The organism is Sporosarcina sp. Y352, from assembly GCF_056786535.1.
Window position 1 is genome coordinate 1 of record NZ_JBXCJE010000006.1, and the last position, 17,994, is coordinate 17,994.

Sequence of the window (17,994 nt, forward strand, 5' to 3'; positions counted from 1 at the left end):
CCCACGCACCCGTACGTCCTACCCTGGCTACTGATATATTAAATCCTATAAAAATAAGGTCAACCAGTAAAAACTGGTTAACCTTATAATACGAAAGCACCCGTCAGTTGAATAAGAGAAATTTAATTCGATTCAATAATCAATAGAATTGGCTATCCCAACTAAAACTTCAGGAGTAATCTTTTCGGACATTCTCTTATCGAAGTTCAACAGTAAATGGTTTTAAATCTTCAGAAGAGACAAAGCTTGAAAAATCGAACAGTAGGATTGTGTTTTCCAGCTTAAAATTCTCAATCCTTTCTTCTCCGTTGAAGTCAAAAGTAGATTGGAAGTGTGCTGTTGCTTTATCAATCATTTCTACTTTATTAAATGGAATTCCGTGGTTTTTAGGAGGCCATGGATTTTCCGGGTCGATCTTGGTTAAATATTCCTTATCGACCAACCAGAAATTGTATTCCAAATTATGGTTAACTATTTCAAGTTTACGTTTACTCAAAGGATTCGGAAGCCCTGTAAATTGATAATCTATTACCAATTTCCCACCTTTTTGAGTAACATCATTTACCTGCAGGCCTAAATTAAGGCGCTCGCTTTTTAAAGTAAATGATTTCCTATCCAATAGCTGCTCTACTTTTGGGTCTGCTATATTTAACTGCGGATAAAAAGTAAGGGAAGTAGCGTTGGAATTTAGCTTGGGCATCACTGTCCGAACGGTACTATGATATCCATCTCCTTGTTCAGAATCCTCGAGGACTGTTTGGTTTCCAAACCTATATACATTTCCTTTATCATCAACAGCTTTTGAAATAATAAAGTCATCACCCTTGTATTTTTCCACAGTCTCATAAACAAGTGAAGATGACGCTTTTGCGGTAAGGATTTCTTTAATACGGATTTTGACTCCATCTTCCGGGTATCCTTGCTCATGATTTAAGGCAAGTGTAGTGTTTTTATCTTGTTGAATAGGTATATTAAAATTCCATTCACCTTTTATACCATTGATATTATGAATGGTTATAGGGAGAGTGAAATTCTCATTGAATGATTTATATGGATATTCCATTTTCCATTGAAATTTATATCCATTTTCCACTTTCTTAATTGCTCTTGGTCCATTTAACCAAGGATCATGATCCCCTTCATTGTGCTCAAAGTTAACATCAAAACTTACTTCCCCTTTTTCATTTCCCCCATTTTCAACTTCTTCGTCTACAAATCCTGTAATTGACACTACACTGCCATCAAAGTACGCACTAGTTAATTTGACAGTCACTCCATTTTTTGTAACGGCTTGATTTAGTTCAGTAACGGCATTTTGATAAGCTAAATCAACACCTGTTGGATCGTTAAATTCTTGGAAGATTGCACCTATTAAAGGTGCATTAGCCAATACATTATTCATGGTAGGATTAAAAAATCCGGAGGCCACGATGATTCCAAAAATAGCAGCCGTAGCTGTTACACCAGCAAGTACCTTCTTTTTCTTTCTCTTTCCATATCCTCGATCCACATTTTTGTTTATCCCTTTGGAAATGGCGTTAAAAACTTTTTCTTTTGGCACAGGTATTTGTTCAATTGAATCATTGAGTTCTTTGTTATCCATGGCATTTGTCCTCCTCACTTTTATAAACCTTTTTCAACTCTGCTTTTCCTCTGCTTAAATATGTTTTGACGGTATTCTCTGGGATTTCCATCACACTACTAACCGTTTTGATCGAGTAATCGTAATAATAGAATAAAATAATGGCTGTACGATAATTCAGTCTTAGCTGCTGAACGGCATGTAGAAGCTGTGAAGACTCTTCAATGTTTGAATTCGATTCATCCGGTAAGTTGGCTAATAATTCATCACTCATTGGAATAACATTGTCCCTTTTCTTTATCACGCGCCCCGAACATCTAATCACAATCCTGGTGAGCCAGGTCGTAAAATACTCCGGATTTCTTAACGAGTTGATGGATGTATAGGCCTGATAGGTTGCCTCCTGGACCACGTCCAATGCATCTGATTCGTTATGTACATAAAGATAAGCTGTCCGGTAGATTCTTTCATAGTGATGTTGAACCAACTTTTCAAAGGCGTTTTTGTTACCTTTAATTGCTTTTTTAACTAATCGGTGGATTTCCGCTTCCATCAATTCACCCCCTTCACCTATTAGTGGACTCTATCATCAATAAAAGTTTCAAGAAATTAAGATTTTTTCAATATCATACAAAAGCACTTCTTATTGAACTAACCTGCCCCTTTAGTTGAACAAGTAAAAAGAGCCGTCTAAGCGGCTCTGCAAGCTGTTACTTTAAGTATTCATTAAACCAAATTATTATTATTTTTTTAAGTCGATGACAATAGGCTCAAGCTCAATTTTTGTATGACCTTTTCCATAATTGAGACTTGCAATTTGAACAGGTTGAATGATAAGTTTACTAGCTCCCTCTTTAATCGTATCGAAATCACTTGTTCCTTTGAATGTTCTACCACTGTCAGGTGAAGTACCACCACCACTAGTTCCATTCATATACACATTACCGAGGTCATCTGTTACATAGAAAACAGGTGTCACACTTTGCCACTTTTTTAGGAGTTCACCAGAAACCACTTGTTCATAGCTAATTACAGTGGATACATCAGTGAACTCAATAGATTTAAGCGTGAAGTTCACATTTTCATTTTGTACCGTTTCATTTAACAATTCTATATTACCTTCTAAACGATTAAGTGAAAAGGCGAATGACCAATCACCTTCTACCTCTAAATCATTTGATAAACTTTTAAAGGCTTCAGGATTCCAAGTAATTTCAATCGTTTCTGGATACTTTTCATCTTCGAAATCGGGAGTGAAAGTTGCCAACCCTACATAGCGATTGTCACTAATCTTTGTAATTTTTTCACTACCTCCCTTACCTCTTGCACCAACAACATCAAACCAATTCATTGCACGGATTTCAATTTCTTGTTCAACTTCTTGTTCTGTTTCGATTGCATATAAAATAGTAACATTCGTTCCATCATAAACCGCATTGTCTATCATAACAGTCGTACCATTGCTTGTCTGTGCAAGACCAATATCAGTCGAGAAGGTTTCGAAATCTTTATAGACTCTCTCCCCATCATTAAAAAAACTAATGACATTATCCATAAATGGAATTTGTGCTGCAATAGACGGAAAAGCAAAAGCAACTGAAGTGGTAGATAACCCTAAAATCATTGCTGCTACTAATGGATTTTTAAATCTTCTCTTTTGTTGCTCTGCCTTGGCTTTTTTTATACCTATTTTAGATCTTTCATGTAGTTCTTTTGGAATTTCTATTTTTTGTAACTCTTGATCTATTTTATTGTTCACAAATATCACCCTCCTTAAATTGTTTACGCAGCTTATCTAATGCACGATAAAGAATAGATTTTGCCGTTCCAAGTGGTATTTCCAATATCTCCGATATTTCTTTAAATGTATGGTTATGATAAAATCTTAAAAGAACAATACCTTTTTCATCCCCGTCTAATCCATCTATCAAATCTTGTAATGATATAGAAAAGGAAATATCTTCATTCTCCGTTCCTAAAAATTCCTCATATTCTGGTTTTAACTGAACAACTTTTTTATTTTTCCTTACTACATTTGTTGCACAGTTCATTGTGATTCTCATTAACCACGTTTTGAAATACTCTGGCTTTTTCAATGTATTTATCTTCTTAAATGATTGATAGGCTACTTCTTGAGCAACATCTAATGCATCTTCTTTGTTTTTTACATATACATAAGCCATTCGATAAATATCTTCTTCATATTGCTGGAACAGCTTTAAAAAAGCTTTGTCATTTCCTTTTTGTGCTTTTTTTACTAATCCAATGATTGGAATTCACCCTTTCTTTTTTGTCTTACATCTATTAGACAAAACAAAGTCTAGTTTGGCTTAAATTTTTCAAAATAAAAAAATAATCGTCCGAATTAAGGACGATTACATTATCTATTTTAAACCTCTTGTTCAACTATTCTGCCCCGTTAGTTCAAGAAGAAAAAGAGCTGTTTTATTAGCTCAATGATTTTCAAGTAAAGCACCCCGTTAGTTTAATAAGAACAGAGACGCTTATTAAATAATCGCGCCCGTTTGTCGAAAACCGGTTTAATAAGTTCTCCCTTTATTGAAAACACATTGACTTTGAGTAGTGTTCTCACCTCAGAATTCACGACCACCGAGAGAATACTTCGATTTCAAAGTGTTCTAAGTCATCTTTAGACAATTTAGCTTTTAAATAATTTTCAACTTCGGGTATATGATTTTTATCGTATAAATCTATCCATATAACCGGGTCAGTACTACCAATTTGAGTGCTTTGTACTTCATATTTATCAAACAAAGTTTTTACAACCAGCTCTGTACTATATGGCTCCTGTTGCGAGTACCAAAATACTACAGACATTGCAATAAGACTCGCTAAAATTAGTGTTCCAAGTTTTCTTTTAACACCCATTTTTTTCTCCTCCGTCATTTGTTATCACAATCTAGCCCGATTGTTGAACACAAGTTAAACAACACTCTTCATTTGCTATCTATCTTGTCCAACAATAACTTTCCAACCTCTTTTTTGCTTCTGAACAGGGAAAGTTAATTTGGTTAAATTTCCCTGTTCAATCAGTTCAATAGTTGCTTCAAACTCCGTTTCATTTACCTTTTTAAGCTCTACTATTTTAGTATCAGTAACATCTGAGTGAATATCTTCGTCAAGAATACTTGAATATTGCTCTTTTTGCTCAGCTTTATCTGGAAATCTTATATCATCAGCATATTTTACCATTGATGATATATCCTTTGTTTCTACAGCTTGTAAGTAATTACTTACAAGGGTTGCAACTTTTTCATCAGTTGTTTTAGTTGAACAACCAACTAAAAATAGTAACAATAAAATCCCCAATACTATAAACTTTCTCATTCTATTCCCCCATTTCATTTAATTAAGTAAAACTATACCATTAATGTTTAAATTAAACTGCCCCGTTAGTTGAATTGAAAAGGGTGCTTAACCCCTAATTGAAGTAAAGCACCCGTTAGTTGAACAACAAATATTGTAGTTGGATAGTTAAACATCCAATTAGTGATTATTACTCTTTGATTTTATAAACTTAAAAATGAATAGAATTATAACTAAAATCATTAGAAACAGACCTAAATAGAGTAGCCCTGTTCCTATGGGGTAGTTTATTGCATATTCTTTTTGAGTTTCCAATAGCTCTTTGCTAGTTAAAAGATGAATATCTTGTATAGGGATAAGGATGGCTTGTAATATAAATCCAATTACTATTAAACAAAATGATAAAAAACTTATGCTGATAAGTGTTATCTTATTGAATATAAATGGCATAATATCACCTCATTTTTTCGCTACTTCTTACATAGACGTTTTAAGATAATAAAAGTTATCCAATACAATGAATATCCCCGAAAAGTTTACAGCATTTTCCTTTAACAGAGACTTTATTAAACACTTTCTTGTTCAACTAACCTGCCCCGTTAGTTCAATAAGAAAAAACTACCCTTACAGGTAGCTACTTATTCCGTTCTCACATTTAGAAATTCAAATAATTTAGATTACTATCTAAATTATTGTATTCCTTATATTGCATTAATGGTAAAACGTCCTTGTGGAGCTTTTATTTCAAAAAAGTATTTTTCTTTTTTCTCCAATCCATCTAATTTAATACTTTTTCCAGGGGATATTTGAAATTCATCAATAATTACATTACCCTTTTCGTCTTTTACTCTTAGTAACACATCACTTTCATTATTCGCACTATTAACAATTTCCTTCTTCCAAAAAAGACTATCATATATTACATAATCTTGATGATTAATTAAATCAGAAGAGAAGCTAATACTTTGCCAATCTTCCATACCATCCTCTATTTCTACAATTGCTATGACTTTTGGAAAAAAGAATTGATGAACGACTCCTACGTTCTGAACTATTTGATAGCCAATAAAAGTGAGCATAAGGGTCATCATAATAGCTGTAATAACTTGAAAACGTCGTTTTTTGTTGATGCGTTTAAACGGTTCCTTCGCAGCTTCCACATTTGTTTCAACTATTTGTACTGTTGGTTGCTTCATCATTTGCATAGTATCTTTGCACCCTTGGCAATGCTCGATATGTCTTTCGACTGCGGCAACTGTTTCTTCGCTACAAATACCGTCTATATAGGACGGTAATAAATCCTTTATAATATTACAGTTCATCCAAATCCATCCTTTCTGCTAATTTGCATTTTGCACGATAATATGTAACCCTCGCCCAGTTTTCACTTCCCTCAAATATGTCACCTATTTCTTTAAAACTTAAATCCAGCGTTGTTCGAAGTAAAAAAATTTCAGCATAAGGCTCCTTTAATTGTCGAATTTCTTGATGAATTACACGTAATGTACTTTCTTTCATCATTGCAATATCAGGTAAATCTTCGTTTGAACGTATATCTACACCTTTTTGCGTTAAATAATCAATACTTGTATGATTTCGATGTTTTGCCTTTTTTAAATAATCATAATAGCTATGCTTGGCAATTTGACATAGCCAGACCGAAATTTTGCATTCACCATTGTAACGATGAATTGACTTGACAGCTTGATAAAATGTTTCCTGGGTTAATTCTTCTGCTAAATCCTCACTTGATGTTAAACAAAGAAGAAAACGTTTTACTTCATTTGCATAGGATTTATAGATTTCACTTAAATCCTCCACTAGATGCCTCCTTCCACTGTTGCGATACTTATATATAGAATGAAACCGATATTCGTTACAAGAAATACCAAATTATTATTGTGAAATTAAAAAAGTATATTATATATGGACTTTCCACCACATAATATACTGTTCAAATGCTTCGTTTAAGCTTATTGCAGAAGCCTGCCCTTAGTTGAATAAAAGATATATTCAACACATTACATCGAAATACCTTACAACTGAAAAAGGTATGTAAAACAACAGTGTTCATATTCTCTTTCTTGGCGATATCTAAATTTATTGCATTTCTTATTCAACTAAACTGCCCCGTTAGTTGAACAAGGAATTAGATCACTGAACGAGTTTGTATAGTCCATACACACCAAGTTGATATAACGCCAGTTCACGGAAGTAGTTAACTTCAATGCTCAATATAAAAGGCTGCCCTGTAAAGGCAACCGATTGTTCAACTAAGCAAATTAAGTTATGGTTCTTTGTAAGTTGTTCTTTTTGGTTAACTTCGTCATTCTATACATTGTCTTTGTAATAGAAAAACCAATCATACTTCCGATTACATTTAATATAATGTCGTCTATATCAAATTGACCAAGTTGCAAAACAAATTGAAGAATTTCGATGGAAAGGCTTAACATGATCGATGCAATAAATACTCTCGATGCGAGTTTATATTTTTTAAATAAAATAGGTAAGAAAAAGCCAAGAGGTAAGAAAATTAATATATTCCCTAGTGTATTATCTATAATAAATCTTTGGTAATAACTATGCGAGCCATAAATGTAATGTATAGTATTTTGAAAAGGTATTAAGTTAGAATTTTCTTGCCAAACTTTCAAATCAAAGAATCCCCCACTAGAGTCCCGCGGATAAAAGAAATAAGGATTATATGGTTCACCTACACGAGCAGATATTGAAATACGTCCAACGATTCGCTTGAATAATAAGAGATACAAAAGAACAAATGTGTACAGACTAAATACAGTCCATGTCGCTCTCTTGAATAATTTATAAAAAGGAATTAAAGATTCTTGATACCCATTGATTAATTGTTTTTGTTCCCCGAAACTTTCTAATGCCTTTTGCGTTGCTTCTTTATGAGTAAAACCTTGCTCTATATATTCACCTTTCAATAAGTATAGGTGATCTCTCATTTCATCAATTATGTCTCTTTTATCTTCCTCGTCACAATTTAATTGACTCACGATTTTATCAATATAGGTTTCGATTTTGTCCATGCCATTCCCTCCGAACAAACTTTGATCAAATTGCTAATCTGATTCCATTCTTGTAATTTCTTTTCCAACTCTTTCTTTCCATCTTGTTTAATTCTATAATACTTCCTTCTCCCACCACTTTCAGAATTCTCCCAATATGATTGAAGCCATTCTTTATTCTCTAATCGTTTTAAGGCAGGATATAACGTACCCTCACTCATGTTATATAGTTCATTACTATTTCCCTTTAATGTCTTTACAATTTCATAACCGTACATATCCCGTTTATTCAAGAGCGATAGTAGCAAAATATCAATACTGCCCTTCATTATTTCTTTGTCCATAACTACACCTCAATTTGACTAAATATTTACAATTACATCGTAACACGATGGTGCATCGCATTACAAGGTTAATATGTAATTTTATCCAATCATACATAACAAAAGGGATACCAGAACAACCTTGTATATGCTATACACAACAGCTTTACATAACACCGATTCACGGAAGTAGTTAACTCCATTCAATTAGAAAAAGCTACCCTGTAAAGGCAGCCGATTCTTAATCTAAGCACCCGTTAGTTGAAGAAGTTATTTTACATTTTAGGTAATATTGCTTTTAGCTCAATTAAGTCATCTATTACCAAATCAGCCATAGCGAGTTCATCTTCTTGTGCAAAATCAAAATTACATCCAATTGCAATTAAACCATTATCTTTAGCCGCATTTATATCAGATAGACGGTCTCCGACTACTGCTGCTTTTTTTATATCATATTTTTTTATAATTCTTTTAACTAAATCTCCTTTATCGAGCGTTTGTATTTGTTGAATACTAAATGTTTCAGTAACCCAATTATCCAAATTATAATAGCTCACAATCGCTTTTAAATATTCCGTTAAACCATTACTCGCTATGTAAATTGAACAATTATTCTCTTTTAAATAACTGAAAATCTCTACTACATTTGGATATAAAGCACCTTTCCCACTTCTTATGTTTTCAACTAATCTTTCCAGAAAATAAGCATCAGTTTGTTCTCTTACTTCATTGGAATGATTAGGTAACAAAGCTTCCCATACTTTAGGTAAAGGCACACCCATAATTTCACGATATTTATCAATAGGGGTTACTGTATCCCATTTATTTTGTGACCGTAAATAGTTAAATGTATCATCAAGGGATAATTCTAAAATCTTATCTGTTTGAAATAGAGTTCCATCCATATCAAAAATCAGTGATTGTACCATTGCTTTCTCTCCCTATTTATCATTGTTGAATAACTACTAAAGTTTAACATAAAGACAGAATAATTTAACCAATCCCTTATTGTACTAAACTGCCCCGTTAGTTCAAGAAGAAAAAAGCTTCACTCCGTCTTGAAGTAAAGCACCCGTTAGTTATACATAAAGACTTACACATTAATTGCATATTATATAAATGATGTGACAATAAGTAATTATTTCTTACCTTTTAGTTCTAAAAGTATAGGTGCTATATTTAGTAAGATAGAAAAAATTGTCAAAAACCATAATACCCTTTCCATACCAGGTACTACATCCCCTAAAGCTGACCAATCTTCCACTTCTACCCACACCGATACAAGACTGTATTCTGCACAAAGTGTTAATGCTGTAAATGATAATCCCATCGCCATAGCAAGCTTATAATCCTTTCCTGCTTTATACATATAAAGATTTATAAAAGTTGCTACTATTGCAATAACCCCAAATATCATAAATAACATTACTAACCTCCATATATTTTTATTTTTGTCGTGTAATAATACTAATGTGCATCATCTCAATTTTTTGATCGTCTGCTTCTACTTCTGCATCAGGTCGAGGAATAGGATCCGAACCCGTTTAATATACGGGTTTGGTTTTTCATTAAATAAACATTAACCGGTCTCATCTCAAAATAGATTGTGTGATTTTGGGTGGTCTTCTTCTGCACGTAGAACAACGGTCTCAACTATTTGTTAATAGCCCCCCCACTAACCCCTTATGCCAACTTTCATTAACGCACTGTACATAGGGAGTTTAGAAGGTATTATTATCAGGATAAAATATTCTTTTTAATGGTTATTTGGCCGAAATATGACCATATAGAAAAAAGAGTAGCGGTTAGGTTAGGCTACCCTGTTAGATACTTTGCTCATATTCTTTTATTTTTCGATATAATGTCGCTTTAGCTAATCCTGTATTCTTGCCAAACTGTACAGCTGTTTGATTACCTTTTTTCCATTTATCATATTCAACTTTCCAATTCTCCGGTAAATCTATTGTTGGTCTGCCAAACTGAACGCCTTCTTTTTTAGCTAGTGCAATACCCTCTTTTTGCCTAATTTTTATGTCTACTCTTTCCTTCTCTGCAAAAGCTGATAATAAAGTTAGGATGATATCTGATATAGCTCTCTGCATAACGTCCGTTGTATCTTTGGTGTTTAACATCGGTTCATTTATAAATTCTAGGTTGATACCCTCAGTTGCAAAGTATGCATATTCATTTTTAATGTCCTCATATGAGCGTGACATACGGCTGATCGAATCAAATATGATTGTATCGCCTTTACGTGCTATACCTTTTAACGCTTGATACTGCGGTCTGTTGGTGTCTTTACCGCTTGCTTTGTCAATGAATACGTCACGTTCATCTATTCCTTTATTAAGCATCGTTTCAACTTGCCTACCCTCATTTTGTTGTTGAGATGATACACGAATGTACGCAAACTTTTTTGTGTTCATATTAACCGCCCCTTCGTCTTATTTGTTATATTTATTATATGATAAGTGCATCAAATAGTATGCTTGATTATGATACGTTTCAAAAGTTATTTCAACACTATATGATACACTTATATTTTGAATAAGAATGCTTAGGTAATGGCTTTCAATTTACGGTTGAAAGTGATTCAATATGTGTACATTACGATACAGCCAGTTCCATCTCTGGTGATTGCTTGAGGTCACTATTTATCCCCAACTAGACACACAGAGGTTATAAAAGAGTTATTCCCATTCATGCTAGTAAAAGCTGTAGTAAATCATTATCCAAGTGAAGTGTGCTACATAAAGAACCAATCCTAATGAGGTAATATGTTACGAAAATACCGCCTTAATTGATTATTTACCTGTTTGCTTATTTTTGAGTGAATCTGACGTTATAGCGGTAGATTACGTCTTAACAGGTGGTTGTTTCTGTTTAATAGGCTCGGGAGTGTTTTTGTCTCGTGGAATAACAGGACTCAATATGCATAGGAGTTCTGCTCTGTTTACATATATAATAAAGAACGTATCCGTGATGGGAGTACGCTCCATTGTTGAATTACTGTCGGCAATGATTCAATTATTTATCTAACGCTACCCTGTTGCTACCAACAACTTGGAAGTTTCTTATCGCGTTTAGATCATGCAAGATAATTCTCCAGCCGTAATCCTCACGCTCAAATGTTAAATGTCCCGCCTGCTGTAATTCGTTCAATTGGATGGATGCAGCATCTACTTTTTTACGGGTATACGCTCCGATTAGTAGGTCAAAGTCGATTGACTCGGGTTTACCTTGTTCCAATAATTTACATAGGTTACTGATTAATTTGTCCATAGTACCGCCTCCAATCATTGTCGTTTGGTTGTGCTGTTCGTCCGCCAGTGTCGTTGACATTTTCCTGTCTGTTTTTCATTTATCTATTAATGTACTTATTGGGGGTACATTTAATAGAGTATCCACATTTTTAATTACAATATATATTTAGATAGTAATTTAATATATTAAAATAAAATCTATATTATATATACCCCCAATAAGTACACTATTAGATTTACACTTAATACGGTAATTCTTCCAATTTAAAATCCAACCTATTTACAGGTTTCCTCTGCGTCTTCAACATCTCAGAGTATTCTTCCTTCTTCATAATTCTAATTTTATTATATGCTACAGGATCTTTACTGAAGGAATCATAATCATTTGTAATATAAGTGTTTGCTTTTCTATCTTTTGCACTCATATTAATTGCAAAAAACTCTTGGTTATGCTTAAAGCTAATTAAATTATGGCTTTTCAAACTACTTAGATACTTGTTTAGTGTTCTTCTAATCATCCCAGCCCCCTCAGATAAATCGTCAATGGAAACATTATACCCATCCGGAAAAATATCATTTTTATGTTTTAGGTAGGCATATAAATAGAAACCGCTACATCCAATAGCACTGTTGCTCATGCAGTAAAGGAATACTTCGAAGGGGATATTATGTGTATTGTCAATTATATAAAACGTCCCCTCTTCTCCGAAACCTTCGTCATCTAAAATTGGTCTGTAGAATGCCTTGTTTGGGTATTTGATGAAAAAGCGTTTCGAGACTTTAAGTAGATAGCTTTCGAATTCTATCATCTCGGATAGCATCGTAAACTCTAGCAACTCATAATCTAACCCCGAATAACTCCAACCAACAGGGAAATCCCTTGTAGATGTCAAGTATTCCAACTCGTCTAACAAACCATTCTTTTTTATAAGATAGTCAAGGGTTTGTGTTTTTGGATTATACCCCAAAACCTCTTTTATTTTTGCATTGTCAATGGCCTCCCCACCGACAAAGTACTTGGTATACCTGTAGAGCCACGTTACAAAATAGGTATATGTGTAAGCAAAGGCAATATGAGGTGTTTTCTTGATGTTGTTCTTTAAATCCGTGAATATTTCATTTGGCATGTGCAACTTGGATTCGTATCGTTCATCATAATTGATAAGATTATAGATTTCATCGTATTTCATTTTGTTGACCCCTTTCTCATTTTGATTTGATTTAATATTGGCGAAACGCTTTATTTAATTGACGGTATTCCTCCGCTTCCCGTAACTTCTCTATCTTTGCATAGGGGTTAATCTATTCCCATCCTTTTCCTTTTAGGAATTGGCCCATGCAACTGTATAACAAAAAAAGAAATCGTTTTATGTTGGTGACTCTGAAATACTTTTCATGCAGATTCTCCTTCCTTCATAATCCTCGATAGTTTAACTTATTGTTAAACTGGTTGAATAAGGATTCTTGTAGCAATTCTCATGAAGCTTAATGAGTTAGCCATATAACTCCCCTTCTTCTTGCTGAATTTTTTAACTGACATCTCACATAAAAATCCACGAAGAACAACCTTCCAATTAATGGTCCCCTTACACTACTTACTATCTCGGCAAAGCCCAGAAATATCAACAAGAATTTGAAATTCTTTTGTATGATTCACAAATATATATTTCAATCGTTTTCTTATCTCTAAATAGCTTGCCCTGCCATTTGTTGAGTCGTTGATTAAGTTCAATGGGGTTAGTGCGCTGAAACTGTATTCATATTTAAGTAGAGTCGATAGAATCGAGCTGTGATAGGTCTGTGAGAGTGTATAGATATGGGAGACTAAAATGGCAAATGAAAAAGGATACTTAAATGGCATCCTTTAGTAGTAGACTATTAGTTTTGAAGATTAACTTTTAGACTGTAGAACCTCTACAAATGATTGTTTGATCCAGTCTCTGATTTCTTCTTGTCTTTCTTCTGTGGATTGTGACAGTGCAGTCATACCACCTATCCTTAAATCATCTATTAATCCTAAGAATACTTTCAATGAATTATCTTGGTATAACGCCACAACGTCGGACAGAATTCTTAGCGTTTGAATCGGTGACAATAAACTCCCATCATACAACATAAAGTGGAAGGCATCAGAGTCATTGAAGTGTTTTAGATTGATTTCTGTATGGACTCCTTCTTTATCCATTACGGTTCTTTCTTCGAAAATAAATTTGTCTTTTAGCAAAGCCTCATCATAGTACAGAATTGTTTCCTCTTCATTTGTAAAAACGCGTTTCAAGTTAATTCTTAGCATTCTCCATCGTCTCCTTTTAGTTTGATATTTAGATGTTGATTTGGTTAAATCGGGATTCTTGCAGCCTTCTTGTAATATTTCTCAACTGACATCTCACTGATTTAACCTCTACACTACTTACTATCTAGGCAGAAACAGAAATCGTCAACAAAGTATTATAAATAGTTAAAAAGTACTACCTGCTATTGCTTTCTTAAAGTGATCCACCCTAAAATCAATCCATATTTACCATTCTCCTTTTGATTTTATTGAACGCAAAAAAGAGGACAGTAACTTCCCAACCTCTTCATACTCTTTTGAACTCTATACTAATAGAGGAGGTAAATTAGAAAATCCAATAAACCCCTCCATTAATGCGTTTGTAACCACTTCAAGTGTTTAATCTATATACTAAACACCCTATTAAACACCCCATCGACTTAACGTAAATCTAATAACATATGTATTTGCACTACCTATAATAAAGGTTAATTTTATATCTATTTCTAAAAAATTTAAGTTAATATAATCACAAACGCTATGCTCTGTATTATATATAGGGAAAATAGATATGTTATTAGAATTCTATAGTTTAAAACATCTGCCTTGCACCTTAGGTTATCGCTACGTTAAACGCCTTTTTCTATCAACAATTCAATATAGTTTTTTTATTCATGATTTATTTGATTTTTAGTTATATTTATCATCACGTTTTATTTAATTGAAGGTATTCGTCCAATGCTTCTAACTTCTAAATACAAAAAAGCCTCTGCTTATCGGTTAAATCATCCGACTCTACAAATACTTTTTGCATCCTTCATAGACGGCTACTAACCCAAGCTTCACGACTTTTCCTACTCAACGTACCGAGTTTAGCATCATGCTTATCAGCTAATGCAGCAAGTGTTATTTTTGTGGTTTCCCACTCCTCTGAATTTCATTCCAGTTTGGCACATCACATCACCGTCCAACTCCGTTATTTTTAGGCATAGAAAAAGCACCACAATGGGTGCTTATATTAATTAATAATATATTTAACGGCTATCTTCTCCGCTCCATCTAGAATTAATCCTAATTTACTCCTGTTAAATTCATCAGCTTTGTTCATGTCTTCATATTCCTTTATAAGCTTCATGATTTCGTCTAAAGCTGTTTGATTGCCACCAAATTTTAGTAAGCTACTCTTTAAAAACTCGTACAATAAATCCGCACTAGCAATTGAATCAATTTGACTTGGGTCAATTTCTTCCAAGATTTCGCGAGCATTCTCACCAATGAATGTTAAGTATATTTCAGACAGGTCAAAGTACTTTATCTTCTCTTCCTCTGTCAAATCACCCTCAGGCTTAAATTGATCTATGTTGAAACATTCAGCGATGATATAAGTAAGATCTCGACTTCTAAATTTATTTGCTATACTTTTAGGAATCACTGGTATATCGAACTCTTGCTCAAGCCCATTCTTAATTATTCTGACATTAAAATTTGCAATTCCATTTTTAGGCGATACATGAACAAGATTATCTTCTTTTTTTATTGTCCAAAACGACAATGTATTAGTCTCAAATATCAATTCATCATTTTGGAAGATTATTTTACTAAGTTCATATCCATCATTTATTCCCTGTAACACCTTTAAATGTTCCTCAACCGATTTTGGAACCTCCATATAAATCACCCCTTAACATTTACCTCGACACAAAAAATCGGAATTAAAATAATCTTTCAAGAATAGAAAAATCACCCTGAGAGATGCTTTACATGTTTTTATAATCTTGATCAAGATACATTCTAACTTTCCACACAAAAGTCACATCATCTTTATCAACATTTGCATCAACTGTTAGTGAAACAGGAAATACTTTCTCTTGAAAAGCTGTTATATATTGTCGCTTGGCTATAACGTTCTTTAGCACATAAATTTGTGGTTCTCCTTCGTCTGTGTACCTTAGGTGAGTAGCAATCCCGGGATTCACTTTTACTTCTTCATATCGCTCCCTATGCGGGATCATAAACTCTTCTTTAACATAATCTTGAAAAGCACAATCTTCACCAATCGCACCTGTTGTAATCGCTGACCTATACATTCCATAAACACGAGCTTGATCCACTTTACTAATGATATCCCAATATTCATCAACGCTATCACCAAATAAGGCTTGCAAAAAACTGAAAACTAAATCAGATTGTTCAATAGTTACCTCAGTATGTTTAATTTCCGATTCCATTTATTCACCCCTTCACTGACAACATTCGCCAAATAAGGTAGAAACCCTCTAACTATGTATAAGAAACAACCAATAAAACGTTCCACGGTTCTATCAGGTGTTTCCTTCGTATCAAGAACAAGCCGGTTACCCACATGTTGTGTTAACCCGTCAAACACTTGGATTAACGAGTTCACGATTCGTCCTATATGGGGGAACTGACATGTTTGGACGCTCGAACGCATCCCCTCTTTAATTCTCCCCTTCATATAGGCGTATGACAAGAAATATTTAACCGACTCTTTCCTCAACCTTTTTCTTCGCTCAGTTAATATACATTTGAACCGTCGCTTTACTGACTCCCAATGTTGCCTTCCAGTCTCCATCCATTCCATTGAGAAGGACATATCATCCATCATGCTGTTAAGTTGCGTTAAATCCATTCCGCTAGACGGATCATTCCTATCTAATTCGCTCACCATACACCCTAAAACTTTTATGCCCAATTCGTCGTCATGAAAGTCCCCCTATCACGGTCTAAAATAGCTACCCTTTTTCCTCGCATACGTCGGTCGATTTGACCCCATCTACTCAGCCCACTCCCTATTCGTCAGCTGTCCCGACGACTTGCCCCTTGTCCCTAGTACTCTTTTGCTCTACCTTGTCTGTACGAGCATCAGAAAGCCCTTTTTCAATCAGTTCCGCTTGCAACGACCTCATATCCTCACTCCTTTTTTTGAAATGAAAAAGAGGACAACAAATGACTCAGCGCAATGCTGTAATCAATCGTTGTCCTATGGTTGGCCAGGGGGACTTATTTTATTTTTTATAGCTAAGTTTTTTATCTTCACTTGCGAGTTAAAATCTGGGTACTCCATAGAGTCCCACCAAAATAGTATTTTTTCTTCGACTCTTTCATCAATTTTAACGATTAAATCTACACAATACTGCAATTGGTTTGCGACGACCTCTATATCTATATTTAATAACGGCTGTAACTCTGAAATATTTGAGTTGTCATCCATAAATGCGGAAACATGTACGTATCGATCTCTTAACTTAACAACTTTTTTATACTCTTCATAATAAACATTTATTTCTTCAATTGCGTCAGGGTAAGTTTCAAATATTAATTTTTCAATTATTTCTTTATCATTTATATTTCTTCGGTCATTCCTGTTAATCAAAGTATTATCTTTATATTTACCGCTCGACTTTATGTTGTAATAATAATAATAAAGATAACTTTCGACATAATTAACACCCAATATAATGCTCGTGCGAATAGAAGACCAATAAGAGTGGCTAATTGTTCTATATTTTTCATTTTTGTAAGACATTTGTTCTTTTTGCATTAACATTTTTTTTTCAAGTACATCATTCCAAGTATTTATTAAATCTTGATAAGCAAAGTATTCGGGAAAAGTCAGTATGGGTTCAAATTCAAATGGTTTTAGATCAATCCACCAATGCTTTAAGACCGTTACCCCCGGATAAACTCTTCCGATATCTAAAAATGAACTCAATTCTTCATGTCGATAAAGAGTTTGTTTTTCTTCCGAAAATAACCGTATATATTTTCTTACGAAATTTATTACATCGTCGATATTGTCATCGGTAATTTTTAAGTTATACTTTTCGAATAACAAAGCCCTACTTGATTTTATTGTTTCTTCAATGAGATCATCTTCCATGCGCAACTTGTCATTTCCCACAATCGACCTTTCAAAAATATGCATCACTGCTACGTATGTTTCATTGAAAAACTTCGAATCATTGAAAATCATAGTCCCGAAAAGCTCTAAAACAATGTGCTTATACAGTTTTTTAGGATTTGAATAAAGCTTTCTCACATTTTTCGCCTTAATAAATTCATCAATATTTAACAGTAGTTCCTCCACTGGAATATCATCAACAACATTCGGTATCAAAACTCTTCCCCCTCTTCCCTCCGCATCCTTCTAACTATCCCCTGATGCGTAACA

19 protein-coding genes are annotated in these 17,994 nt (G+C 33.9%); all 19 read right to left on the minus strand.

The annotated features are described in order from the left end of the window. Window positions 1-196: 196 nt before the first annotated feature. The gene (locus AC1TO6_RS11655) at window positions 197-1,603 is read right to left on the minus strand and encodes a DUF4179 domain-containing protein (protein WP_482101779.1); all 1,407 of its coding nucleotides are present in this window, start codon (window positions 1,601-1,603) and stop codon (window positions 197-199) included. Beyond that, the gene (locus AC1TO6_RS11660; protein WP_482101780.1) at window positions 1,596-2,135 is read right to left on the minus strand and encodes a sigma-70 family RNA polymerase sigma factor; all 540 of its coding nucleotides are present in this window, start codon (window positions 2,133-2,135) and stop codon (window positions 1,596-1,598) included. The genes AC1TO6_RS11655 and AC1TO6_RS11660 overlap by 8 nt, the downstream gene beginning before the upstream one ends. A gap of 189 nt (window positions 2,136-2,324) precedes the next feature. Continuing rightward, window positions 2,325-3,341, minus strand: a complete 1,017-nt coding sequence (locus tag AC1TO6_RS11665; protein WP_482101781.1) for a DUF4179 domain-containing protein — start codon at window positions 3,339-3,341, stop codon at window positions 2,325-2,327. Continuing rightward, window positions 3,331-3,858: a sigma-70 family RNA polymerase sigma factor gene (locus AC1TO6_RS11670; RefSeq protein ID WP_482102013.1), complete on the minus strand. Its 528-nt coding sequence runs from the start codon at window positions 3,856-3,858 to the stop codon at window positions 3,331-3,333. The genes AC1TO6_RS11665 and AC1TO6_RS11670 overlap by 11 nt, the downstream gene beginning before the upstream one ends. 325 nt (window positions 3,859-4,183) lie before the next feature. Next, complete coding sequence (locus AC1TO6_RS11675; RefSeq protein WP_482101782.1) at window positions 4,184-4,471, minus strand: YolC/YozM family protein; 288 nt, start codon at window positions 4,469-4,471, stop codon at window positions 4,184-4,186. Window positions 4,472-4,546: 75 nt separating this feature from the next. Further along, window positions 4,547-4,930 carry a hypothetical protein gene (locus tag AC1TO6_RS11680; protein ID WP_482101783.1) on the minus strand — a complete coding sequence of 128 codons (384 nt, stop codon included), beginning with the start codon at window positions 4,928-4,930 and terminating at the stop codon, window positions 4,547-4,549. Window positions 4,931-5,610: 680 nt separating this feature from the next. Next, the gene (locus AC1TO6_RS11685) at window positions 5,611-6,231 is read right to left on the minus strand and encodes a zf-HC2 domain-containing protein (RefSeq protein WP_482101784.1); all 621 of its coding nucleotides are present in this window, start codon (window positions 6,229-6,231) and stop codon (window positions 5,611-5,613) included. Beyond that, window positions 6,221-6,730 (minus strand): RNA polymerase sigma factor, encoded by a 510-nt coding sequence (locus AC1TO6_RS11690; protein ID WP_482101785.1) that lies wholly within the window; start codon window positions 6,728-6,730, stop codon window positions 6,221-6,223. Before AC1TO6_RS11690 ends, AC1TO6_RS11685 begins: the two co-directional genes overlap by 11 nt. 461 nt (window positions 6,731-7,191) lie before the next feature. Beyond that, entirely contained in the window at window positions 7,192-7,965 is a 774-nt protein-coding gene (locus AC1TO6_RS11695; protein ID WP_482101786.1) for a VanZ family protein, read from the minus strand. After that, a complete protein-coding gene (locus tag AC1TO6_RS11700; protein WP_482101787.1) occupies window positions 7,929-8,288 on the minus strand; it encodes a PadR family transcriptional regulator in 360 nt (119 codons plus the stop codon). Before AC1TO6_RS11700 ends, AC1TO6_RS11695 begins: the two co-directional genes overlap by 37 nt. Window positions 8,289-8,542: 254 nt before the next feature. Continuing rightward, a complete protein-coding gene (locus AC1TO6_RS11705) occupies window positions 8,543-9,196 on the minus strand; it encodes an HAD family hydrolase (RefSeq protein ID WP_482101788.1) in 654 nt (217 codons plus the stop codon). A gap of 209 nt (window positions 9,197-9,405) precedes the next feature. Next, the gene (locus tag AC1TO6_RS11710; protein WP_482101789.1) at window positions 9,406-9,693 is read right to left on the minus strand and encodes a hypothetical protein; all 288 of its coding nucleotides are present in this window, start codon (window positions 9,691-9,693) and stop codon (window positions 9,406-9,408) included. 397 nt (window positions 9,694-10,090) lie between these two features. After that, window positions 10,091-10,693: a recombinase family protein gene (locus AC1TO6_RS11715; RefSeq protein WP_482101790.1), complete on the minus strand. Its 603-nt coding sequence runs from the start codon at window positions 10,691-10,693 to the stop codon at window positions 10,091-10,093. Between the two features lie 601 nt (window positions 10,694-11,294). Then, window positions 11,295-11,609: a hypothetical protein gene (locus AC1TO6_RS11720; RefSeq protein WP_482101791.1), complete on the minus strand. Its 315-nt coding sequence runs from the start codon at window positions 11,607-11,609 to the stop codon at window positions 11,295-11,297. A 163-nt stretch (window positions 11,610-11,772) separates the two neighbouring features. Continuing rightward, complete coding sequence (locus AC1TO6_RS11725; RefSeq protein WP_482101792.1) at window positions 11,773-12,720, minus strand: hypothetical protein; 948 nt, start codon at window positions 12,718-12,720, stop codon at window positions 11,773-11,775. Window positions 12,721-13,421: 701 nt separating this feature from the next. Next, on the minus strand, window positions 13,422-13,823 hold the full coding sequence (locus AC1TO6_RS11730; RefSeq protein WP_482101793.1) for a hypothetical protein: 402 nt from the start codon (window positions 13,821-13,823) through the stop codon (window positions 13,422-13,424). A 997-nt stretch (window positions 13,824-14,820) separates the two neighbouring features. Beyond that, on the minus strand, window positions 14,821-15,471 hold the full coding sequence (locus AC1TO6_RS11735; protein ID WP_482101794.1) for a hypothetical protein: 651 nt from the start codon (window positions 15,469-15,471) through the stop codon (window positions 14,821-14,823). A gap of 88 nt (window positions 15,472-15,559) precedes the next feature. Beyond that, window positions 15,560-16,030: a hypothetical protein gene (locus tag AC1TO6_RS11740; protein ID WP_482101795.1), complete on the minus strand. Its 471-nt coding sequence runs from the start codon at window positions 16,028-16,030 to the stop codon at window positions 15,560-15,562. A gap of 773 nt (window positions 16,031-16,803) precedes the next feature. Further along, a complete protein-coding gene (locus AC1TO6_RS11745) occupies window positions 16,804-17,940 on the minus strand; it encodes a hypothetical protein (RefSeq protein ID WP_482101796.1) in 1,137 nt (378 codons plus the stop codon). Between the last annotated feature and the right edge of the window lie 54 nt (window positions 17,941-17,994).